The sequence below is a fragment of the Rhodoferax ferrireducens genome (assembly GCF_003347515.1).
In the GTDB taxonomy this organism is placed as follows: domain Bacteria; phylum Pseudomonadota; class Gammaproteobacteria; order Burkholderiales; family Burkholderiaceae_C; genus Rhodoferax.
The window spans coordinates 95,545-117,242 of the sequence record NZ_QEII01000312.1; the positions used below are offsets into that span (position 1 = coordinate 95,545).

The 21,698-nt window shown below is 60.4% G+C and carries 23 protein-coding genes; 7 read left to right on the forward strand and 16 right to left on the reverse strand.

Going from position 1 to position 21,698, the window contains the following annotated elements; translation table 11 throughout:
• Positions 1-42 precede the first annotated feature (42 nt).
• The 8 genes from C5P05_RS25355 to C5P05_RS25390 form a co-directional block, all read right to left on the reverse strand.
• Positions 43-759 carry an ABC transporter ATP-binding protein gene (locus C5P05_RS25355; RefSeq protein ID WP_114972640.1) on the reverse strand — a complete coding sequence of 239 codons (717 nt, stop codon included), beginning with the start codon at positions 757-759 and terminating at the stop codon, positions 43-45.
• Positions 760-775: 16 nt separating this feature from the next.
• Positions 776-1,480 carry an ABC transporter ATP-binding protein gene (locus C5P05_RS25360; protein ID WP_114972641.1) on the reverse strand — a complete coding sequence of 235 codons (705 nt, stop codon included), beginning with the start codon at positions 1,478-1,480 and terminating at the stop codon, positions 776-778.
• The gene (locus C5P05_RS25365) at positions 1,473-2,450 is read right to left on the reverse strand and encodes a branched-chain amino acid ABC transporter permease (RefSeq protein WP_114972705.1); all 978 of its coding nucleotides are present in this window, start codon (positions 2,448-2,450) and stop codon (positions 1,473-1,475) included. The genes C5P05_RS25360 and C5P05_RS25365 overlap by 8 nt, the downstream gene beginning before the upstream one ends.
• A gap of 109 nt (positions 2,451-2,559) precedes the next feature.
• A complete protein-coding gene (locus C5P05_RS25370) occupies positions 2,560-3,417 on the reverse strand; it encodes a branched-chain amino acid ABC transporter permease (protein ID WP_114972642.1) in 858 nt (285 codons plus the stop codon).
• An 8-nt stretch (positions 3,418-3,425) separates the two neighbouring features.
• Positions 3,426-4,688 carry an ABC transporter substrate-binding protein gene (locus C5P05_RS25375; protein ID WP_114972643.1) on the reverse strand — a complete coding sequence of 421 codons (1,263 nt, stop codon included), beginning with the start codon at positions 4,686-4,688 and terminating at the stop codon, positions 3,426-3,428.
• A gap of 36 nt (positions 4,689-4,724) precedes the next feature.
• A complete protein-coding gene (locus C5P05_RS25380) occupies positions 4,725-5,627 on the reverse strand; it encodes a SphA family protein (protein ID WP_114972644.1) in 903 nt (300 codons plus the stop codon).
• Between the two features lie 64 nt (positions 5,628-5,691).
• On the reverse strand, positions 5,692-7,194 hold the full coding sequence (locus C5P05_RS25385; protein WP_114972645.1) for an aldehyde dehydrogenase family protein: 1,503 nt from the start codon (positions 7,192-7,194) through the stop codon (positions 5,692-5,694).
• 63 nt (positions 7,195-7,257) lie between these two features.
• Complete coding sequence (locus C5P05_RS25390; RefSeq protein WP_420130776.1) at positions 7,258-8,862, reverse strand: GMC family oxidoreductase; 1,605 nt, start codon at positions 8,860-8,862, stop codon at positions 7,258-7,260.
• Positions 8,863-9,260: 398 nt separating this feature from the next.
• Here C5P05_RS25390 and C5P05_RS25395 point away from each other — a divergent pair, with 398 nt between their 5' ends.
• Complete coding sequence (locus C5P05_RS25395) at positions 9,261-10,889, forward strand: MFS transporter (RefSeq protein WP_114972646.1); 1,629 nt, start codon at positions 9,261-9,263, stop codon at positions 10,887-10,889.
• Between the two features lie 39 nt (positions 10,890-10,928).
• Here C5P05_RS25395 and C5P05_RS25400 read toward each other — a convergent pair whose 3' ends face one another.
• From C5P05_RS25400 to C5P05_RS25410, 3 genes are all read right to left on the reverse strand, one after another.
• Positions 10,929-11,321: a glutaredoxin family protein gene (locus C5P05_RS25400; protein ID WP_114972647.1), complete on the reverse strand. Its 393-nt coding sequence runs from the start codon at positions 11,319-11,321 to the stop codon at positions 10,929-10,931.
• Positions 11,318-12,085: a hypothetical protein gene (locus C5P05_RS25405; protein ID WP_232834661.1), complete on the reverse strand. Its 768-nt coding sequence runs from the start codon at positions 12,083-12,085 to the stop codon at positions 11,318-11,320. The genes C5P05_RS25400 and C5P05_RS25405 overlap by 4 nt, the downstream gene beginning before the upstream one ends.
• A 61-nt stretch (positions 12,086-12,146) precedes the next feature.
• On the reverse strand, positions 12,147-12,662 hold the full coding sequence (locus C5P05_RS25410; RefSeq protein ID WP_157979455.1) for an anti-sigma factor domain-containing protein: 516 nt from the start codon (positions 12,660-12,662) through the stop codon (positions 12,147-12,149).
• 157 nt (positions 12,663-12,819) lie between these two features.
• Here C5P05_RS25410 and C5P05_RS25415 point away from each other — a divergent pair, with 157 nt between their 5' ends.
• Together C5P05_RS25415 and C5P05_RS25420 are read left to right on the forward strand one after the other, a co-directional pair.
• On the forward strand, positions 12,820-13,089 hold the full coding sequence (locus C5P05_RS25415) for a hypothetical protein (protein ID WP_157979456.1): 270 nt from the start codon (positions 12,820-12,822) through the stop codon (positions 13,087-13,089).
• Between the two features lie 22 nt (positions 13,090-13,111).
• The gene (locus C5P05_RS25420; protein WP_114972651.1) at positions 13,112-14,620 is read left to right on the forward strand and encodes a bifunctional aminoglycoside phosphotransferase/ATP-binding protein; all 1,509 of its coding nucleotides are present in this window, start codon (positions 13,112-13,114) and stop codon (positions 14,618-14,620) included.
• 64 nt (positions 14,621-14,684) lie between these two features.
• Here C5P05_RS25420 and C5P05_RS25425 read toward each other — a convergent pair whose 3' ends face one another.
• From C5P05_RS25425 to C5P05_RS25440, 5 genes are all read right to left on the reverse strand, one after another.
• Positions 14,685-15,533, reverse strand: coding sequence for a creatininase family protein (locus C5P05_RS25425; RefSeq protein ID WP_114972652.1), 849 nt, complete (start codon positions 15,531-15,533; stop codon positions 14,685-14,687).
• An 18-nt stretch (positions 15,534-15,551) separates the two neighbouring features.
• Positions 15,552-16,412, reverse strand: a complete 861-nt coding sequence (locus tag C5P05_RS25430) for a PDDEXK nuclease domain-containing protein (protein WP_198674859.1) — start codon at positions 16,410-16,412, stop codon at positions 15,552-15,554.
• Entirely contained in the window at positions 16,409-16,582 is a 174-nt protein-coding gene (locus C5P05_RS34080) for a hypothetical protein (RefSeq protein ID WP_198674860.1), read from the reverse strand. Before C5P05_RS34080 ends, C5P05_RS25430 begins: the two co-directional genes overlap by 4 nt.
• Positions 16,583-16,706: 124 nt before the next feature.
• Entirely contained in the window at positions 16,707-17,048 is a 342-nt protein-coding gene (locus tag C5P05_RS25435) for a zinc ribbon domain-containing protein YjdM (RefSeq protein ID WP_114972653.1), read from the reverse strand.
• 92 nt (positions 17,049-17,140) lie between these two features.
• On the reverse strand, positions 17,141-18,808 hold the full coding sequence (locus C5P05_RS25440; protein ID WP_114972654.1) for a B12-binding domain-containing radical SAM protein: 1,668 nt from the start codon (positions 18,806-18,808) through the stop codon (positions 17,141-17,143).
• 125 nt (positions 18,809-18,933) lie between these two features.
• Between C5P05_RS25440 and C5P05_RS25445 the strand changes: the two genes are divergently transcribed.
• The 4 genes from C5P05_RS25445 (at position 18,934) to C5P05_RS25460 (ending at position 21,646) form a co-directional block, all read left to right on the forward strand.
• The gene (locus C5P05_RS25445) at positions 18,934-20,127 is read left to right on the forward strand and encodes a Fic family protein (protein ID WP_114972655.1); all 1,194 of its coding nucleotides are present in this window, start codon (positions 18,934-18,936) and stop codon (positions 20,125-20,127) included.
• A 90-nt stretch (positions 20,128-20,217) separates the two neighbouring features.
• Entirely contained in the window at positions 20,218-20,547 is a 330-nt protein-coding gene (locus C5P05_RS25450; protein WP_114972656.1) for a leucine-rich repeat domain-containing protein, read from the forward strand.
• Positions 20,544-21,311, forward strand: coding sequence for an alanyl-tRNA editing protein (locus C5P05_RS25455; RefSeq protein WP_114972706.1), 768 nt, complete (start codon positions 20,544-20,546; stop codon positions 21,309-21,311). The genes C5P05_RS25450 and C5P05_RS25455 overlap by 4 nt, the downstream gene beginning before the upstream one ends.
• On the forward strand, positions 21,308-21,646 hold the full coding sequence (locus C5P05_RS25460) for a DUF167 domain-containing protein (protein WP_114972657.1): 339 nt from the start codon (positions 21,308-21,310) through the stop codon (positions 21,644-21,646). The genes C5P05_RS25455 and C5P05_RS25460 overlap by 4 nt, the downstream gene beginning before the upstream one ends.
• Positions 21,647-21,698 lie beyond the last annotated feature (52 nt).

Genomic DNA, 21,698 nt, shown 5'->3' on the forward strand with positions numbered 1-21,698 from the left:
TGCCTACCTTGTTGCGTTTGGTCTACGTTGAGAATGGCGAACTCAGGCGTCGGCGCGCGTGGCCAGATAGCTGCCATGCAGGATGTCGGGTCTATCGCGAAGATCGGTGGCGCTGCCTGCATAGGCCACGCGCCCGCGCTCCAGAACGAGAGCGCCGCTGGAAATACTCAACGCCAGGGTGGTAAATTGCTCGATCAGCAACACCCCCATGCCTTGCTTTGCGATGTCCTTTAGAACATCGGCCAGGCGCTTGACAATCAGGGGTGCGAGTCCGAGGGACAACTCGTCAATCACGAGCACCTTGGGGTCGCTCATGAGCGCTTGGGCGATACACACCATTTGCTTTTGACCACCTGACAAAGCGCGGCCCAGCACATCCAGCTTGGGCTCCAGCTCCGGGAATATGCTCAGCATGCGCTCAATCTCGCCAGCGATACGCGCGGGGGGGAACTGAGAAGCGGCAACCAGCAGGTTGTCCCGCACGGTTAGGCCGCCGAGCACGCGGTGCCCTTCCGGGACAATTGCCAGCCCGGCAGCGCGCACCGCTTCGGCGCGGTATCCCAAAATGTTTTTTCCGTCCAGCTCCATGCTGCCGCCAGCGGCGGGGATGACGCCGCCCATGGCCAGAACGGTGCTGGACTTCCCCGCGCCGTTGGGGCCGACCATGGCGGTAATCTCACCGGCGGGAACGTCTACATCAATGCCATGCAAGACCGCTTTTCCGCCGCGAAAGACCTGCAGATTTCGAACTTTCAACATATAGAAAACTTCACTTTCAAGTACCCAGATAGGCACGACGAACCACGGGGTCCTCAAGCACCTCTCGCGTTGCACCCAGTGCGATGCGGCGTCCAAAATCCATGACCAAGGTTTGCGTGCAGGTTGCGGCGATCAGGTCCACGTCATGGTCGATTAGCAAGACCTGGGCGCCAAAGCGCTTGGGAATGGCAACAATGGTTTCGCGCAGAATGCCGGACTCGTGTTCATTGAGCCCCGCACCCGGTTCATCAAACAAGATGAGCTGCGGCTTGCCAACCAGCGATTTGGCAATCTCTACCATGCGCCGTTGAAACAAATTGAGTTCACGCCCGGGGGCGGCAGCAAGCTCCGTGAGTCCTACATGCGCCAGGGCCGCGCTTACCATGGCCAGCACGTCGCTTCTTTTGTGCGGCACGTGATCCAGAATGGCCAGCACATTGGCCCAGACCGTCAGATCCTCCACCACCTGTTCGGTTTGAAAGGACCGCCGCAAGCCCAAACGCACGCGCTGCGCGGTCGAGAGGGGTGACAGGTCCGTGCCGTTCACCCGAATCGTTCCTTTGGCAATCCTGGCAAAGCCACTGAGCGCGTTCACCAAGGTGGTCTTGCCCGCTCCGTTGGGGCCGATCAAGCCGCACACCGGCGCGTGCAGCGTTGCTTGCAAATGGTCAATGGCCTTGACGGCACCAAACTCCACACACAGATCGTGTATTTCAATCACGCCGGCCTCCGTTTTTGGTGCGTGTGAAGGCTGCCTTCCAGGCGCCCTGGATCTGGCCCGCAACGCCGGTCTGCGCCGTGATCAGGGCATGCAGCAGTGCCATGCCGAAGAAGATCATGGACAGATAGCCATTGACGTTGAAGTCCACCAGGAGCGAGGGCAGGGCTCGCAGCAACAGGCCCGCAATCAAGGCACCCGTCCAATGGTAGACGCCACCGACAACGGAGAGTGCGAAAAGCATGACTGACTCGCTGCCCACAAAGGCGCGACCGTCGAGCTGTCCCACGCTGCCCGCCAACAGGGCACCCGCCACACCCGCGCACATACCGGCAAGACCAAAAGCCCAGGTCTGGTACAGCAGAATGTTGACGCCGGCGCCCAGGGCCACCGCCTCACCGCGCCGGATCAGCGCCCACGAACGTCCGGCCTTGGTCCGGCGATGCAGTTGGATCAGCGCCAGCATCAGTGCAAGCCACGCACATACATAGGCAAAGTAGGCGCTGTCCGACTGCGCCAGCGCGGGGCGCGCCATGAGCAGGCGTTCGCTACCCGACACACGCCCCAGCAGGCCGTCACCGCCGTCCGGAAAGCCGGTGGCGCTTACCAAGACCTGAAAGCCACCGGCCATCATCAGGGTGACCAGGGCCAGATACAGCCCCTTCATGCGCAAGGCGGGCAGACCGGCAAGCATGCCGACCGCACATGACAACATGCCTGCGGCCAGCACGCACACTTCAAACGGCAGATGAAGGCCATGGCTGAGACGCAGCGCGATCCAGCCGCCGACCCCCAGCAGCGCATACTGGCACAGGCTGACCAGGCCCAACTGGCCATACAGCACCGCCACGCCACTGGCCGCGATGGCAAGAGCCAGGGCGGAGGTCAGAGTTTTTATCCAGTAGGCATTGCATAGCCAGGGCATCAACGTGCCCATCAGCAAAACCACCGCGACCATTCGGACAAAGGCCATTTGACCGGCCCGCCTATCCGCCAGTAACGCGCGGTGCAGTTCTGCGGACACGACCACAGGTTCATGAGACAAATTTTTTGACATGACGAGGTGTTTGTTCTGATGCCGATCAGGCTTTTCGTGTGTCGTTGCGAAACAGGACGATGGCCAGGAGCGCAATGAGGAATGGCATGGCGGTTCGGTAGGATGAAAGACCCGGCACCAGGATGGCCAAGGCTTCCACCACGCCGATGAAAATACCGCCGGCAACGGTCATCGGCAAAGAGCCAAGCCGACCAATGATGGCTGCGGCAAAGGCCGGGATGACCAGGAAGGTCAGCAAGGTGGCTTGCAATCGAACGATATTACCCAACAGCAAGCCGCACACGCCGGCAAATGCACCTGAAAGAACCCAGGCTACCGTGTCTACATGCAACACGCGCACGCCCAGGATCGCACTCAACTGCCGATCATCTGCAAGCGCTCGCATTTGCAAGCCGATACGGGTCTTGGACAAAAGAAGACCCACGCCGCTCATCATCAAGAGCGCCAGCAACAGACCCAGAATGCGCGTGTAGCTCATGCGAACGTCTGCCAAGTCAATGGAGAAGCTATCGGTAGGGAGTATCAAACGCCGTGGTTGCTCGCCCCAGTACCACTCGGTGAATCCCAGCACCACCAGTGCCAGGCCCAGGGTGCCGATGCTGCGAATGGTGGGCTCACGATCAGATAGCTTGGGTGCCAACAGGCGCCCATAGGCTAACGACAATGCCATGGCTGTGCTGATGGCAAGCAGCCAAGCCAAGACAGGAGGCCAGTCTCGATCAAGCGCCGACCATGCGACGTAGGCGGCGATCGCCCCCAGCGCGCCGAACGCGAAGTTCAGTACGCCGGAAGACCGATACAACACCACCAATCCAACACCGGACAGCGCATAGACAGCGCCCATGCCAAGCCCTGAGATCAGGAATGGGGTTAAGTCAGACATAGCTTGTCTTACAGTCCGAGTGTTTTCTCTTGAGCCCGAACGTCAAAGAGTTCAGGGTCCCCGGCGCTGAGGCAGCCGGTGCTGACCAGCTTGAAGCCATTGCCACTGATCTGCGCGATAGGACCGCTGCTATTGGCGTTGTGACGCCCGCCGTTTCCGACATAGAAAGGCTTGCAGAGAATGTCACTCTTGAAGCCGACCACCTTGCGCAGCTCTGCGCTGACGCTGGCACGGTCGATCTTCTTGGGGTCCATCTTCAGCAAGGCCTCGGTTGCGATGCGCGCTGCGAGGTAGCCGGCCTGGGAAAATGAATCCCGAGGATCAGCCTTGCCGCCATACGCGTCCATGGTCGCCTTCCAGTTCTTGTTGTCCGCGCCGGCCGATTCCACGGGCATCAGTTCCAGATGGATGTCGAAGTTCTCATTCCAGGCGCCACCAATCGTCTTGGGCACATCGGCGTTGTAGGCCGGTGTTGTGGACAGGAAGCGAACCTTCTTCGCCAGTCCCTGCTGTTCAGCGGCGGCCAACATGGGGACCATGATGCCCTTGGGTAGATTCAGCAAAATCGTGTCTGGCTTCTTGGATGCGGCTTGCAACATGGTGGACGTTGCATCGGGAGAACCTGGGTCAACCGTGAGTGTTTCCACCTCAACGCCATTGGATTTACCCCATTCCTTGGCCCCTTCACAAGCCCAGTTGCCAAGGCTTGGAATGTTGGGGATGATGCAAAGCATCTTCTTGGCCTTGTATTTTTGTGCCGCATACATGGCCACCAGCGTGCCGGAGTTTCGCGGGCCAGCGTTGACGGGCACATAGTTCTTGGCGAAGAAGCACTCGCGAGGCACGCCAACGCCAGCGATGACCATGACGTCTTCCTGAGCGTACATTTTTGCGTTCGCACCGCACTCGACAAAGCTGGAACTACCCACCATGGCAACGACCTTGCGGTCCTTCACCAATTTGGTGGCCACCTGCGTGGCGACTTCCGGATTCCACTGGTCATCGAGCATGGTGTATTCGAGCGGACGGCCGTTGATGCCCCCGTTGTCATTCACACATTTGAAATAAGCTGCAGAACCCAGAGCGGAAGCGCTGAAGTCATCGGGGCCTGTCTTGCCAACCACGGCACCGATTTGAATCGGCTCGCCGGTCGCCTTCTTGCCACTATTCAGTCCACAATTGGGCTTGCCTTGGGCAAACGCGGAACCGGTTGCGAATAGGGTCATCAACACAATAGCGCTCGGCAATGTGCTCTTCAAGTTAACTGTCATGGCTGTGTCTCCTGTTACTGGGTAAAGGGGAAAAAATTAAAATGGAATCGTGGACTTGATCCACAGTGCAGTGCCTTGTGTACGGCCCGCTACAGCCATCTCTTGCTGTAGTTTTGCCGTGATGAACCAGCCCTTGCCGTTGTCGTATTTCACCGATGGGCCGATGGCGAAGGCTTTTGTCAGGCTGTTGGGAACCTCTACACCGTTGCTGGTGTCGGCGTTGAGTTGCTGCATCCAGTAGCCACCCACACCAACCGTCCAGCCATTGCCCAGCCCGACACCGGCCGAATAGTCAACATACAGTTCATTGCCGCTGCGATAGTTCGTGGCGTTGTTGGTTCCTGCAAGATTCAATGTGGCCTTGAAGTCCCAGTTGAAGCCATTGGGATCAATCTGGCTCATGGTAAACAGGGGCTGCAAAGACCAATAGTTGCGCCCGATATTGGCGAGATTGCTCTTGCCATATTCGCCTGCCGGGGCGACGAAATCGAGGGCCAGCACACTGTGCAACGCTGGGGAGTGGTGGAAGGCAATCGCTGGCCCGAAGGTGATGTCGCCTATGCCGGTCTTGTGCTGGCTGGCACCGGCGGCGCTGACGCTAAGGTCCACCAGCGGAACAATGGCATGCCAGACCAGGTTGCCGCCCAGCATCTTCTCATTGGTGGACCAGACGAAACGGGTTGCGGCTGCCACGGCACTCACCTTGAACCCGGGCACTGGGATGGTGTTACCGCTGCCGTCCTTAAGCGTGTCAGCGGAATAGACATTTCCATACTCGAGAACATAGAAGCCGGGAGGCGGCGCTGCGCCAGCCATAAAATTCTCGACGCCGCCGTTGTAGCTTGAGCCGCCGCCTTCGCCGGCCAGTGCCGGTTGCGTGACTGCGCAAATGGCACCGGTTGCCAGGGCAATGAATGAAAGCTGGATTTTTTTGTACATGAATGTCTCCTTGTATTAGTGGGATGTACGGTTTGTCTAACGGGGAAATTGCAAAATTCGGGTTCTAAATGGACATGCAGACGCTCTTGAGTTCGGTGTAGCTGTCCACCGCCGTGCGCCCCAGGTCCCGCCCCATGCCGGACTGCTTGAATCCACCAAATGGCAGGTTGGCATCGAGCAGGTTGTGGGTGTTGACCCACACCGTGCCGGCCTTCAGACGCGGCACGATGCGGTGCACGGCCGAGAGGTTCTGCGACCACACACTGGCGGTGAGGCCCATGGGCGAGTCATTGGCTTGGCGAATGGCGTCTTCCACGTCATCAAAAGGCATGGCCACCAGGACCGGACCAAAGACCTCTTCACGCACGATACGCATGCCCGGATTGACATCGACAAACACCGTGGGTTGCACAAAGTAGCCGGCATCCAGGGCGCGCGATCCGCCGGTCAACACGGTGGCTCCTTCGGCCTTGGCGCCATCCACAAAACCCATCACCCGGTCGAACTGGCGTTTGGACACGAGCGGTCCGAGCTGGCTCGCGGCGTCAAAGCCCGAGCCAATCTTCATGCCCTCGGCAAGCTGAGCCAGACGTTGCAGCACCTTGTCATAAATCTTGCGCTGCACATAGAGTCGCGAACTTGCAGCGCAGACCTGGCCCTGGTTGAAGAAGATGCCCATCGCGGCGCCCATGGCCGCTGTTTCGGGGTCGGCATCGTCCAGCACGATCATCGGGTTCTTGCCACCCAGCTCCAGCGTGAAGCGGGTCATGTTGTCCACGGCGGCGCAGCCGATCGCCTTGCCGGTCGCGGTGGAGCCGGTGAAGCTGAGCTTGTCGACGCCGGGGTGCCGGGACAGCGCCGCGCCGGCTTCCGCACCGCCGCACACCACATTGAGCACGCCAGCGGGAATCCCGGCTTGCAGTGCCAGTTCGGCCAGACGCAGCGCCGTCAGTGGTGTTTCGGGCGAGGGTTTGAGTACCACGGTGCAGCCGACGGCAAGTGCTGGCGCCACTTTCCATAGCGCAATCGCCAAGGGGAAGTTCCACGGAACAATCGCACCCACCACGCCGACCGGCTCGCGCTTGGTGTAAGTGAAGTACTTGGAGCCCGGTGGAAAGGGGATCGAGCTGTCCAGCGTTTGGCCTTCAATCTTGGTGGCCCAACCCGCCATGTAGCGCACGAACTCGGCGCTGAAGCCGACGTCAATCATTCGCGCCACACCTTGCAGCTTGCCGCTTTGCAGCGTCTCCATCGCGCTGAGTTCATCGCCGTGTTCTTCGATCAAAACGGACAGCCGATACAGGGCGCGTTCGCGGTCAGCCGGGCGCATGCGCGTCCAGTCCGAGTCCTCAAAGGCGCGCCGCGCGCTGGCCACGGCTTGTGCCACGTCACGCGCATCGCTGTCCGGCGCGTCGGCAATTTGCATCTCGACCGCGGGATCTATCACCGGCAGCGTCTTGCCGCTCAGTGCCGGCACCTCGCGCCCGTCAATAAAGTTGCCACGGCTTCGTTTGGCCATGAAGCCAATGCGTGCAAGTTGCGCAGTCGATACGTCCTTGAGATTCATTTCTGTCTCCTGTTGGTTCTGGGTAAATTCCGCCGCAGCGGAAGGGGGGGATGCAGGCCGGGATCAGGCGAGGATGAAGTCCGCGCAGCGCTCGGCGATCATGATGGTGGGCGCGTTGGTATTGCCACTGATGAGGGTGGGCATCACCGACGCATCGCACACCCGCAGATTGCGCACACCGTGCACGCGAAGCTGCGAGTCAACGACGGCCATGGGGTCCATGCCCATCTTGCAAGTGCCCACCGGGTGGTAGACCGTCTTGGCGTACTGGCGTACGAAGGCGATGAGTTCCTGGTCGCTCAAGTCGGCCTTCGGGCTTGGATAGAGTTCTTCGGAAATAATCTTGTTCATGGAGGGCGCGCGCAGAATGCGCCGGGCAAGTTTCAGGCCGCGTACCAGGGTGTCAACGTCTTCCTGCTCCGCCAAAAATCCACCATCAAAGCGCGCAGGGTCCATGGCGTTGGCGCTACGTGCCTGGACTTTTCCACGGGATTTCGGACGCAGAAAGCAGGGGTCAATGGAGATGCCATGAATCTCGGGCATGGGACGATCCACATCACCGACAAGTACCGGCAATACATGAAACTGGATATCCGGCCGGCCGGTGCCCAGTGTGTCGACGAAGCCACCCGACTCAACCACGTTGGATGTCAGCAGGCCGGTCTTGAACAACTCCCACTGCACGCCGTGTTTCAGCGCGGTGAGTCCCTTGTCCTGTCCAAGCAAGCTGATGGGTTCGCGGCACTTGCCGTGCGCAATGACTTCCAGGTGGTCATGAAAGTTTTCACCCACCCCGGGCAAGTCCTTCACCACCGGCACACCGATCTGTTTCAACAGTGCTGCGGGGCCAATGCCTGAGACCTGCAGGAGCTTGGGTGTGGACAAGGTGCCGGCGGTCAGGATCACTTCGCGACGGGCTGTGGCCGTGACGGTCTGTCCATTGTCGCGTCGGTACTCGACACCGGTGGCGGCACCATCGACAGTGATGATGCGAAGCACATGCGCACCATTCACCAGCGTGAGCTTGGGGCTCGCCTTCACCTCGGCGAGGTACGTGGCGGCTGTGCTGCCACGGCTGCCGTCGATCGTGGTCGTTTGGTAGAAGCCAATGCCTTCTTGCGTGGCGCCATTGAAGTCATCGTTGTACTTCAGGCCAATCTCCTGGGCCGACTTCAGAAAGGCCAGGCTCAAGGGATGGCGATACTTGGTGTCGCTGACACGCAGTGGGCCTTCTGTGCCATGGTGCTCGCCCGAAAATCGCATGTTGCGCTCGGAACGCTTGAAGACCGGCAACACATCCTGCCACCCCCAGCCGACACATCCGGCTTTTTCCCACTCGTTGTAGTCCTCCGCAGTGCCGCGGATATACAGCATCGCATTGATGGAGCTGCCGCCACCATTGGTCCGCCCCTGCGGCACGTACATTTTTCGACCATTGGCATGCGGCTGTGGCTCGGTTTCATAGACCCATGAGCGTTCGGTTCCGATGACCCGTACAAACGTCGCTGGAATTTTGACGAATTTTGAATTGTCGTCAGGACCTGCTTCCAGCATGAGAACCGAATGCCCGGCCTTGATTAGTCGGTGGGTAATAACGCAGCCCGCAGAGCCGCCGCCCACGACGATGAAGTCGCATGTCTGTTGTGTCACTTGATTGTCTCCGTTCAGAGCTGGCCTCGATACGGGCTGGCTTATGGGACGTGATGATGCGGATATGCCGCATTGCCGAGCGGCAAACTGCGCTGTCAGACAATCAAATCTGCGCGGTCGTCCAACTCGTCACGAATTCCACACGCAGCCATTTACATGTTTGGTTCGTCCGGGGAATCTGTGGGCAATTTTTGGCAGGTTGTGGTGGTCTAATTTAAAAAGACACACCGATAGGTTTTTTCAAACCTGGATGGCGACAGAAGTGAACAATCAAAAATCCCGAAGAACCTTCGACGCAAGCTTCAAGCTGCAGCTAGCGCACAAGGGCACACCTTGTCATGAAAACCCCGTAGCGTCGGGAGGTTGTCAACGCGCCCTGCCACCCATCTGGCGATATCCCTCTATCATCCGGTCTCATGCCCGAATCCCATCCCGACACCGCGCGAACCCGCAGCATTCCAGACGACGATCTCTCGCCACTGGCACCGTTTCGCAGGCCGGTGTTCCGCATGCTGTGGACCACCTGGCTCATGGCCAACATCTGCATGTGGATGAGCGATGTGGCGGCCGCGTGGATGATGACCTCCCTCACCGCCACCCCGCTCTGGGTGGCATTGGTGCAGACCGCCGCCAGTTTGCCGGTGTTCCTGCTCGGGCTGCCCAGCGGCGCCCTGGCCGACATTCTGGACCGCAAACGCTATTTCCTGGTGACACAAATCTGGGTCGCCGTGGTGGCGAGTTTGCTGAGCTTCACCATCTTTCTGGACGTTCTCTCGCCCCTGCTTCTGCTGGTGCTGATATTTGCCAATGGCATTGGCCTGGCCATGCGCTGGCCGGTGTTCTCCGCCATCGTGCCCGAACTCGTGCCGCGTTCCCAGTTGCCCGCGGCCCTGGCGCTCAACGGGGTGTCCATGAACATCTCGCGCATTGTTGGCCCACTGGTGGCGGGCGCCCTGATCGCCAGCGTTGGCAGCGTCTGGGTGTTCCTGCTGAATGCCGTACTGTCACTGGCCGCAGCCGTCGTCATCACGCGTTGGCGGCGCCAGCACAAGCCGCACCCGCTGGGTCGCGAGCGCCTGGGCAGCGCCATGCGCATTGGGCTGCAGTATGTATCGCAGTCTTACCACCTCAAGGGTGTGCTGGTGCGCATCTCGATCTTTTTCTTCACCTCGACCGCGCTGGTGGCACTGCTGCCCCTGGTGGCGCGCGGCCTGCACGGGGGCGGCGCCGGCACCTTCACCTTGCTGCTGGCAGCCATGGGCGCGGGGGCGATTGTGGCGACCGCCTTCCTGCCGCAACTGCGCCGACAGCTCTCGCGCGATGCGCTGGTGTTGAGTGGTGCCGCCTTGCAGTCTGTGGCGATGCTGGTGATTGCGTTCACGCCCTACACCTGGGTGGCGGTGCCCGCCATGCTGTTTGCTGGCGCAGCCTGGATCACCACCGCCAACACACTGAGCGTCTCAGCCCAAATGGGCTTGCCCGACTGGGTCAGGGCGCGTGGCATGTCCATGTACCAGATGTCCATCATGGGCTCCAGTGCTGCAGGTGCTGCCGTCTGGGGCCAGGTTGCAACACTCGGCAACGTGCACCTCAGCGTTGCGCTGGCGGCGTTGGCCGGCGTATTGGCCATGGCCGTGGTCAATCGCGTCATGCCGGGACATGGCATGGTCGAAGACCTGACGCCCTCTACCGTTTTCAAGGCGCCGCAGGCCGATGCGCCGCCTGCCCACGGGCATGTGATGGTGATGATCGAGTACAAAGTCGACCCGGCGCGCGCGGAAGAGTTTCGCGCCTTGATGCAGGAAAGCCGCCGCAGTCGCCTGCGCCATGGCGCCTTGTCGTGGGAGCTGCTGCAGGACATCAGCGACCGCGGCCGCTTCGTCGAGATGATCGAGGACGCCTCCTGGACCGACCACTTGCGTCGCTTTGACCGGGTGACCGCCGGCGATGTGGCTTTGCGTGATCGCAAGCTGGCTTTTCACATTGGTGAATCGCCGCCCCTGGTCACACGCAGCGTCATGGAAACGACACTCAAGACGGGTTGAAGGCGCTGTAGTGATCAGCGCCGCCAGGGCCGACAACGATCACGTTGTAACAAAACGCCCACGCAGATAGGCGACGATTTCACCGGAGTCGTACAGCCACTGGCTGTTCCCCGCCTGATCGGTAATCTTCAGGCAGGGCAGCTTGACCTGGCCGCCGCCAAGCATGAGATCCTCGCGGTTCTTGCCCATCTTTTGCACGTTCAGGCGCTCAATCTTCAATGACAAGCGGCGCATTTCCTGGCGCACCTTGATGCAGAAGGGACAAGTCCGGTACTGGTACAAAACGATACTCTGGCACTGCTGATCCAGAGTCCCCTGCACGGCCGGCTGACGCACCAGGCCCCTCGGTCGGGTCACAAATTCCCACAGCAGCATCACGGGGCCCAGGACAAAGCGTAAGGCTTTGAAGAATGCCCTGATAAAAAACCTCATGCCTGCGCCGGGGCGTTGCTTGCCAGCTTGAAGCTACCGGATGGTCCCGCAATGATTCGGCCACTCTCAATCAGTTTCTTGGTCGCCGCAGTCATGGAGCCCAGTGGAATTCCTATCTCAAGACTGATCGCCGACTGATGGATCACGGTGAATTCATCCGGGTTCAGGATGCGCTCCAGATGCTGCAACAGTTTGGCGGGGTTGCCACTCGGCGCCGGTTGACTTCCCGAAGCCATGGCGGGCTTGACCTGGCTCACTTTGGCTGCGGCCCGGGCTTTAGGCGCGCGTTTTTTGGAGGACGCTGTTTTCTTCTTTGCCTTCTTTGTCTTGACCACCACGTCGGTAGGCATCGTCTCGTCCTGACCGTTCCTACCCGATTCGACGGCGTGTATCGGCGCGGCAAGGGTCGGCATATCCGTCACGGTGAGGCGGTCATCGGCGGTCAAATCCGCGGCAACGCTAAAAACCTTTTTGAGCTCTTCCTCGATCCCGGCAACGGTTTGCGAGAGGCGCGCGACCACCTTCCAATTCTCAAAAATAGCGTCATTGCCCAAGCCATAGGGATTGGAAACCATGGCGGCGTTGATACGCTCGGCATATTCCTTGACTGCGTTTTTAAGTTCGGTATCGGCCGCGAATACCGCTGCGCCAGCATGTTGAATAGCTGACAGTGTTGCGCTGGAAAGTGACATGGATTTGATCCTTTTCGACATCTGATGGATAACGGGGTTCGCGCTGTCTACCCGGGTATTACGACCGGGCATGGATAGGAAAGCAGCACGAAATCCTGCTTGTGTAGGGTTAGTATCTTATCGTGAGCCCTGTTTACAGCGCTTTTTGCACGACCGCGCCTTTGAACAGGTAGGGCAATCGGGGGCCACTGCTTTCCGCTGCGCCGCCTTTGCTTTCGACACTGATGGCCAGCTGGGGCACGTCATCCAAGATGTTGATGTTGGCGGCCAGGCGCAAGGTTTTGCCCGCGCTTCCCAAAACACCCAGGGAACGGGGCTTGCCGTTCGCGGGCAGGGCCCACAGCTGCATGCTGTCCTCACGTCCCTCCGCCACGCTGTTCAGGCGCTGGATCTGCAAGGCTGCATCTTGCGGGTCGAGCGTGACCAGCATGGCCGGGGCGTGGTTGTCGTCCAGCAGCACGGCGATGTACTTGATCTGCGCAGTGTCTTGCAGCTTGGTCTGCAGATGATTGATCTGGGCCTTGAACTGCTCATACATGCTCACGCCCGTGGCGGTGGCGATGGCCATCAGCAGCAGGCACACAATCGTGGCGGCGCGCCACCACGATCCATGGGTTATCGGGGGTTGGGGTTGGATAGTTTCATTCATCGGCATTGATTCGCTTGATAAGGGGTTGCAGCCGCAAGCTGCAATTCCGTTTCATCCTAACGCAAATAAATGGACGCACATCTGATTGACCCGGATCAACATCGGCATCGACGGCAGGTCCACAATTGACTTACAGTCGCGCCCGGAGGTATCCACAATGAACGACCTTGCCCTAGAAAACATCCGGATTGACCCGGAAATTGGCGACGGAATTAGCTTCACAGTCGATATCCGCGGCACAGCGCATCGATTCTTCGTGAGTCGGGAAACGCTTGGCGACGTGGAGCGAACCCTGCTCGCCGACAACCATGACATGCTTGCATCGTTTGAACGCCAACATGACAAGGTTCAACACGCCATTGTCAACGTGCTCAAGTTCGGCACCAGTCACAACGTCACGTTTTTAAAGACGGCGTTTTTCAGATGAGGCTTGCCTGGCAATTCCGGTCATGCATCCACCTCTGCCCGCGCTGATCCAGGCCCTGCTGGAGCCCCAACGCTATCCCGATCCGGCGTCACGCGTCGACCTGGTCGAAACCCATATCTCGTGGGTGCTGCTGGCCGGCGCGTTTGCCTACAAAATCAAGAAACCGGTCACGCTACCTTTTCTTGACTTCTCTACACTGACGCTGCGCCGGACCTATTGCGAAACCGAGTTGCGGCTCAACCGCCGCTTTGCCCCGGCGCTTTATCTGGATGTTGTGGCGATCAGCGGTACGCCCGAGAATCCCCAACTCGGAGGTGCTGGCGCAGCCATCGAGTTCGCGGTGAAGATGCGCCGCTTTGACGAGTCGGCCCGGCTGGACCGGATCTGCGCTCGCGGCGCGCTGACGCCGGAACACCTAGGCCAGTTGGCTCAAACCATCGTGACCTTTCACCGCGACGCAGCGCTTGCGCCGGCCGAATCGAACTATGGCGCGCCCGCCGAGATCCTGACACCCGCGCTGGACAACTTTGAAGACCTGCGCGCCCTGCTGCCGGGGCCGCCCTGGCAGAGCCAGCTCGACGCTCTGTCGATCTGGACTCGCACTGAGTTTCAGCGCCTGCAACCGCTGTTCGTGGCGCGCAAGGTGGCGGGACGAGTGCGCGAATGCCACGGCGATTTGCACCTGGGCAACCTCGCCCTGATCGACGGGCGCGTGACGCTATTCGATTGCATTGAGTTCAACGAGGCCTTCCGCTGGATCGACGTCGCCAGCGAAATTGCCTTCACCTACGTGGACCTGCTGGATCACCACCAGCCCGGACTGGCGGGCTGGTTCCTCAACCAATGGCTAAGCGATGGCGGCGACTTTGAAGCCGTGCCGCTGCTGCGTTTTTACGCCGCCTATCGCGCTGTGGTGCGGGCCAAGGTGGCAGCGATCCGGGCCAGTCAGGCGCAGGACGAGCAGCGCGAGGCACAAGGCTATCTGGCCCTGACCGAGGGCATCGTCTCGCCCCCCCGGCCCCGCCTGATCATTACCCACGGCCTGTCCGGCTGCGGCAAGACCAGGGCCTCCACCCGGCTGGTGCTGGACGATCCTAGCGCCACGACGCTGCGCCTGCGCTCGGATGTGGAGCGCAAACGCCTGTTCGGGTTGGCGCCGCAGGGCCGCAGCGACTCAGCGGTGGGCGGCGGCATTTACCAGCCGGATGCCAACCAACGCACTTACCACCACTTGCTGGAACTGGCCCGGCAACAGCTAACGGCCGGCTGGTCCACCATCGTTGATGCGGCGTTTCTGAGGCATGAGGAACGGGCGGCCTTCCAGGCGCTGGCGGCTGAGGTCGGCGTGGAATTTTTCATCCTGGCACCGCAGGCCTCGCTGGCGCAATTGCGCGAACGCATCCTCGAACGTCTGGAAAAAGGCAGTGATGCGTCGGAAGCCACCCTGGCCGTACTGGACCAGCAGATGGCGTCAATCGAACCGCTGGACGTGGAAGAGACCCGGCATCTGCTGCCGTTCCCGGCGCCCTGAACGGACAGGCCTGCGCGAAACAGGACGACCGGCGGCCGGCGATCGGCTCGGTATGCCAGACCCGTCAGGTGGGGAAACCCGGCCACGCCACCAGCGTGTCCGGCGGCAACTGGTCCATCTCCGTCAGCAGTTGCGCCAGGGCAAGGCCGGCCGCAGCCACCAGCACGCGACCTTTATCCGCCGTGGCGGCAGCCGCGTTGCCGACCGCACCGGCCGGGTTGTAGTCCTGCATTTGCCAGCCGAGCTTGGCGCTTTTGCCATTGCCCAGAATGCCAAATTTTTGCGCGCGCTCCTGTGAGCTGGAGGCGAAGTCTTGGGCCTGCGCCATGTCCACATGCGCCGGGTCCAGCGCCAGCATCATCGAGGTTTCGATATCGCCGGCATGAATGCCAAAGCGATGTTCCTCGGCGCTGAACAAGGCATTCACATCATTGCCCTGCGCGTCCAGCAGCGGCAGGTTGAACCAGCTGACGCTGTACACCAGCATGCCCAGGCGCGCCCGCAGGTCACGCGCCACGATGTCCATCACGCTGACCTGACCGCCGTGCGAATTGAAGAGCAGCAACTTCTTGATGCCTGCCGCCGCCACCGATTCGCCGATGTCGGTCCACAGCCGCAAAATCGTCTCGGCCTTGAGCGTGAGCGTGCCGGGAAAACGCGCATGCTCTGGACTCAGGCCGACGGCTTGCGTGGGCAGCACCAGCACTTTCAAGTCCGGCGCCAGATGCGGCAGCGCCGCCGCCACCACGCCATCGACCAGTACCGTGTCCACGTTCAGCGGCAAATGCGGGCCATGCTGCTCGGTGGCGGCGACGGGCAAGACGGCGATGGTCTGTGCCGCCTCGCCGCTTTCAATCAGGTGGGCGAAGTCCTGCGTGGAGAGATCGGCCCAGAATCTGGATTTGGTGGTCATGTGTTTGTCATCGCGAGGCTAAGTATCCATATTTTCATCTGGAGCCGACACGTTCAGCGCATAAAACTCGTGCAGTTTGGCGGCCAGCAGCTTTTTATCTGGTAACTGAGTCTGGTACTCGGCGACCAGCGCGGGGGACAGCGAACGGCTGAGCGCGTATTCGACCACTTCGCTGTCTTTGGACGCGCACAGCAGCACGCCGATGGCCGGGTTTTCATGGGGCTTGCGGTGGTCGCGGTCCAGGGCTTCGAGGTAGAAATTGAGCTTGCCGAGATGCTCGGGCGCAAAGGCGGTGACTTTCAACTCAATGGCCACCAGACAATTCAGGCCACGATGGAAGAAGAGCAAATCAAGCGCGAAGTCCTGACCGCCGACCTGCACCGGGTATTCCGTGCCGATGTAGCAAAAGTCTCGTCCCAACTCGGTCAGAAACCGCCCCAGGTTTTGCAGTAGCGAGCGGTGCAGGTCCAGTTCGGAGTGGTCAGCGGGAAGGCCCAGGAATTCAAGCAGGTAGGTATCCTTGAAAAAGTCATCGGCTTGCGGATGCAATTCTCTCAACGCTGTTGAGAGTTTTGGCGGGTTGAGCACGGTTCGCTCAAACAGGGCGCTGTCAATTTGTCGTGCAACCTCCCGCACCGACCAGCAATTTTGCGTCGCCATCCGCAGGTAGAACTCGCGTTCTTCGCTTCGTTTCGAGCGGCTGAGGATGTGAAGATGGGGCGAAGCAAAACTCTCAACAGCGGTGAGAGTTTTGCTTCGCCCCGGTAGGCCTCGAAAAACTGGCGCATGCGCCAGAGGTTTTGCGGCGAGAAGCCGCGCAAGCCTGGTTCGCGCTGCGCAATGTAGCCGGCCAGTTGCACGACCGTTCCCTTGGCTCAACCGTCGGCCTCGATTTTGTAGTGAAGGTATTCACCGACGCGCCAGTAAAGGTCGATCAGTTCCGTGTTCACGGCCGACATCGCTCGCTGGCGTGACACATGGATCAGCTTCACCACTTCGGCGAAGGCTGCTTCGACCGCCGCATTGGCTGCGACATTATTCCTGCTCATTTGCTCTCCCATGATTTCATCCAGCAGCCCGCCTGCTTCGCCCTCAATGGCCCGTCATCGCCAATGCCCCAGATGCATCAGACGATTTTGTAGCGGGTTATCGGGTCCGCTGTCTTCTTTGCCCCTATGCCTTCTTCAAAAAGCAGGCTTTCAGCATGAAGCTGCCCGCGTCCATCTTGCAATCGACCTCATGGTCGCCATCAACCAGACGAATGCTCTTGACCTTGGTGCCTTTTTTCAACACGGTGGATGAGCCCTTGACTTTCAAGTCCTTGATCAGGATGACCGCATCGCCATCGGCCAGCGGGTTGCCGTTGGAATCCTTGATGACGCCATCGCCCTCCTCGCTGTCTTCAGCGACCGCTTGCGCCGGCCACTCATGCGCGCAGTCGGGGCAAACGTAGTTGTCGCCGTCCAGATAGGTGTTTTCGAGAGTGCATTGTGGGCAGGCGGGGATGTTGGACATGGCTGACTTTTCTAATAGGAGGGTTGGCCGCAGGCTGGCACGACAGGCGCACTAGTACGGTTTGAACAAGGCGGCAAGTATAGGAAATCGTTTCAATCCACCGTTTGTCGCACCGCAAGGTGGCGTTCCTGGCGCTGCGCCAGGGTCTTGGCAACATGGCTTTGCGGCGCCGCCTGTCTGGGCAACAGGCCTTTGAGGGCGTGCGGACTGGCTCGGGCGCCGCTGGCGATGTAGTCGGCCAGCAGGGTCGCTTGAACGGTCGCGGCAGGCAAGCCACAACCAACGCACAGGTAGTCAAACAGCGCATCCACCAGCGCCTCGGGCGACAGGCCGCTGGTTTTGCCAGTGCTTTGCCACAACCCGTCGGCAAAACCGAGAAAGGCATAAAACGGCGACATTGCCAGTCCGCTGGCAGCGGCGAGACCGGCTTGAGCGCCCGTCTCTGTGCGGCGATGTGTGCCCAGCAGCAGCAGCAGCAGGGTGTGCGTAAAGCGACCCGAGTTGGCCACCATGTCCCAATAGCGCGAGAAGCGGGTAAAACGCTGCATCGTCGCCGCGTCCACCACGCCGGTCTGCCGCACGGTATAGGGCGGCGCGGGGTCGTACACCATGCCGTATGCGACCGTATGGCGCGCAATTGGCGTGCCGCGCAAACGCTTCAAAATGCCGAGCTGGATTTCGTGCGGCTGCAAGGCGTGCAGGCGGTCGAAGCCAGCGGCAAAGCTTTCCAGCGTTTCGCCAGGCAGGCCAAAAATGAGGTCGGTGTGCAAGTGGGCGTTCGACTCTTGAACAAGCCAGCGCAAGTTGGCCACGGTCCGCTCGTTGTCCTGTTTGCGCGAGATGCGCTGCTGCACCTCGACATTGAAGCTCTGGATGCCGACCTCAAACTGCAGCACGCCCGGGGGGAACTGCGCAATCATGTGTTTGAGGCGGTCGGGCAACTGATCGGGGATGACTTCAAAATGCACGAACAGGTCGCCAGCAGGTTCGGCACTGTCTGGCGCTGGCAGCCGGTCCAGGAAAAACTGCAGGATGCGCACCGAGGCGTCGATCTTCAAATTGAAGGTGCGGTCCACGAACTTGAAGTTGCGCGCGCCGCGCTGGTACAGGCCCTGCATCTCGGCGAGGAAGGCGTCCAGCTCAAACGCCCAGGCGGTTTTGTCCAGCGAACTCAGGCAAAACTCACACTTGAACGGGCAGCCGCGCGAGGCCTCGACATAGAGCAGGCGGTGCGCCAGATCGGCATCGGTGTATTCGGCGTAGGGTAGCGCAATCTCGCTAAGAGGCGGCTGCTCACCGGCGATGACTTTCATCAGCGGCTGCGGCCCGTGCAGCAAGGCGCGACACAGTTTGGGAAAACTCACATCGCCCCAGCCGGTGATGACGTGGTCGGCCAATCGCACGATGTCTTGCTCGTCCACCTCATGACTGACTTCGGGGCCGCCCAGCACGACTTTGATTCCGGGTCGTTGGGTTTTCAGCAAACGCAGCACCTCGCAGGTCTGCGTGACGTTCCAGATGTACACGCCGAAGCCGATGATTTGCACCGCGCCGGGTGCCGGCTCGCCCAGCGTCAGCAGCAACTCGTCCACCACGTCCTGCGCCTTGCGCGCAATCGTGAACTCGCGCAAGGCGGTTTGCGGCTTCAAGTCGCCCATATTCGCCAGCAGGTAGCGCAGACCCAGGGAGGCGTGGATGTATTTGGCGTTGAGCGTGGCCAGGAGGATCGAGGGGGAGTTGAGAACTTGAAGGGAAGCCATGCCGGCATTATCAACATTCAGGCAAGATAAACACCTAACAAGTTGGCAAACAAGTTGGCAAAATTCGACAAAACAATAATCAAATCAACTATTTACAAGCGTAAAAATGTTGGCAAAATACTTGCATGTACACGCACGCCCACCAGTTTGAGCCCCTGATGCCCTCCGATGCGCGCATCGAGCCGCTGTTAGCCAAGGCACATGACCTTTCAAGATTCGCCACGACATTGGCAGGCACCCGCGTGCCGCCTGAACTGCGCAGCCTGCTGCGCAGCATGAACTCGTATTACACCAACCGCATTGAAGGCCAGCACACCCGGCCGCATGAAATCGACCAGGCCTTACGGCAAGACTTCTCCAAAGACGCCATGCTGGCCGCCAAACAGCGATTGGCCGTGGCACATATCGAAGCCGAGCAAGCGCTGGAGCAGCGCTACAGCGGACCCGACGGCGCGCGCGCCCTGTACACCGTTGAGGCCGTGCAGGACATGCACCAGGAACTGTTTGGCCGCTTGCCCCCGGCAGACTTGCTCACGTCAGAAAACGAACCCATCGCGCCGGGTCAGTTGCGCACACGGGAGGTCAAGGTGGGTCAGCACGTGGCGCCAGCCTGTGCCAGCGTGCCCCAATTCCTGGCGCGCTGGGCCAGCTTCTATGGCAATGTGCGACGCGGCGAGGCGGCGCTGGTGGCCATGGCCGCAGCGCACCAGCGCATGGGCTGGATTCACCCCTTCATTGACGGCAACGGGCGGGTCATGCGCCTGCATACCCACACGCTGCTCAGCGCCCTGGGCTACACCGGCGGGCTATGGTCGCCGCTGCGCGGATTCGCGCGAAGCACGGAGCGCTACTACGCGCTGTTGGCCGATGCCGATAGCCTGCGCCGGGGCGATCTGGATGGGCGAGGCAATTTGAGCGAACAGGCGCTCATTGCCTGGATCGACTATGTGCTGGACATCTGCCTGGATCAGGTCACGTTCATGTCGGGCATGCTGGACTTTGAGACCATGAAGGCGCGCATTGAGGCCTGCCTCGTATTTGAGGCCACGGTGGTTAAGCAGGGTGTGCGTCAGGAGTCGCTGCGTGGGCTGCATTACCTTTTTCTCAGCGGCGAGGACATGGCCCGGGGCGATTTCAAATCCATGCTGGGCGTGAGCGACCGCGGTGCCACCGACGCCTTGGGGGCGCTGGTCAAGCGCGGCTTGCTCAAGTCCGATTCGCCGCAGGGCAAGGTTCGGTTTGGGCTACCTCAGCATGCCTTGCGCTTTCTATTTCCGCGACTGTGGCCGGAGGCTGAGGCCGACGCGGCCACACTTTGAGCGACGTCATCCAGCCTTCATTTACAGTGAATTACTTCGCTGCACCAACTCTCCCCCCAATATAAAAACATGCCCACGTCAGACTCCACCATGACCCCAGAGCAACAACAGGCGTATGACACGGCATTGGAGAGAATCGAAACCTATCGTGTCCCGCAGAGTGCATATCTCGACTTGAAGGGACTTGGTTTGACACGCTTGCCGCCGCAGATCGTTGAACTCACGACGCTCAAGATGCTTGACCTATCCGAAAACCAACTGAGCAACCTGCCGCCACAAATCGGCCAGCTCACAGCTCTGACTCATCTTTACCCTCCTTGCCCTCTCATAATTCCAGCAGACAGCTTCATGTTGGGCAAGGTGGTCAAAATCCTCAAAGTACTGGACCCTACCGCGCAGGGGCGAAAATGGGCGGCATGACACAAGACATCTTTCGCGCCGACGCTTATCTGCTTGAGTGCTCCGCCACGATCACCGCTATCACGCCGCAGGGCATTGTGCTGGACCGCACCGTGTTTTATCCGCTGGGCGGCGGCCAGGCCGGTGACGCGGGCGTGCTGGTGCTGGCCGACGGCGGCGAGATTGCAATCGTGGACACCCGCAAGGGCAAGACCGAAGATGGCCAATCCAATGATGAAATAGCCCACTTGCCCCCGTCGGAATTGCTCAACCAGCTACTAAATAAAGAGCAAACAGACGCTATCAGGCTGGCGGTAGGCGACACCGTGACGGCCCGCATCGACTGGGCCCGCCGGCATCGCCTGATGCGTTTTCACACCGCCACGCATCTGTTGTGCCACCTGGTGCCGCAGCTGGTGAACGGCTGCTCGATCACACCCGACTATGCGCGCCTTGACTTCAACATGACCGATGCGCTGGACAAGGAGTTGCTCAACGCTGGCCTGGCCCGGCTCGTGGCCGCGGCCCATCCCATCTCGGTCGGCGCGATTTCCGACCAGGAACTGGACGCAAACCCGGCGCTGGTGAAAAGCATGTCGGTACAACCGCCGCGCGGCAGCGGCCAGATTCGCACGATTCGGATTGGCACGGAAGTGATGATCGACTTCCAGCCTTGCGGCGGCACGCATGTGGCCAACACCGCAGAGATCGGCCCGGTCGTCGTCACCAAGATCGAAAAGAAATCCGCCAGCACCCGCCGCGTGGTGCTGGGTTTTGCGCCATGAGCCGCGGCCAGGTCAGAAACGCCACCGGCGACGCCTTCTTTGTCTGGGAGGGCGACGTGCTGGTGGTCAACATCCTGGGCAAGCCCAGCGCCGCCAAGGACGCGATTGGCAAGCCCAAGGGCACGCAACTCAAGGTCAGCGTAACCGCCGCACCAGTGGCCGGCAAGGCGACCGACCACATGCTGCGCTTTCTGGCGCCGCAGTTTGGCGTGTCCGTGGCCGACATCGAGGTGGTGTTCGGACGCGAGAACGTGAACAAGCAGCTGCGCATCAAGTCGCCCAAAAAACTGCCCGCCGTGTTTGCCCAGGCCTCCCTCTTGCCGGATGAGAACTGACAGCACGCCCCTCGACCGAGGAACTTTGCTCAGCAGCCCCACTCCCACATTG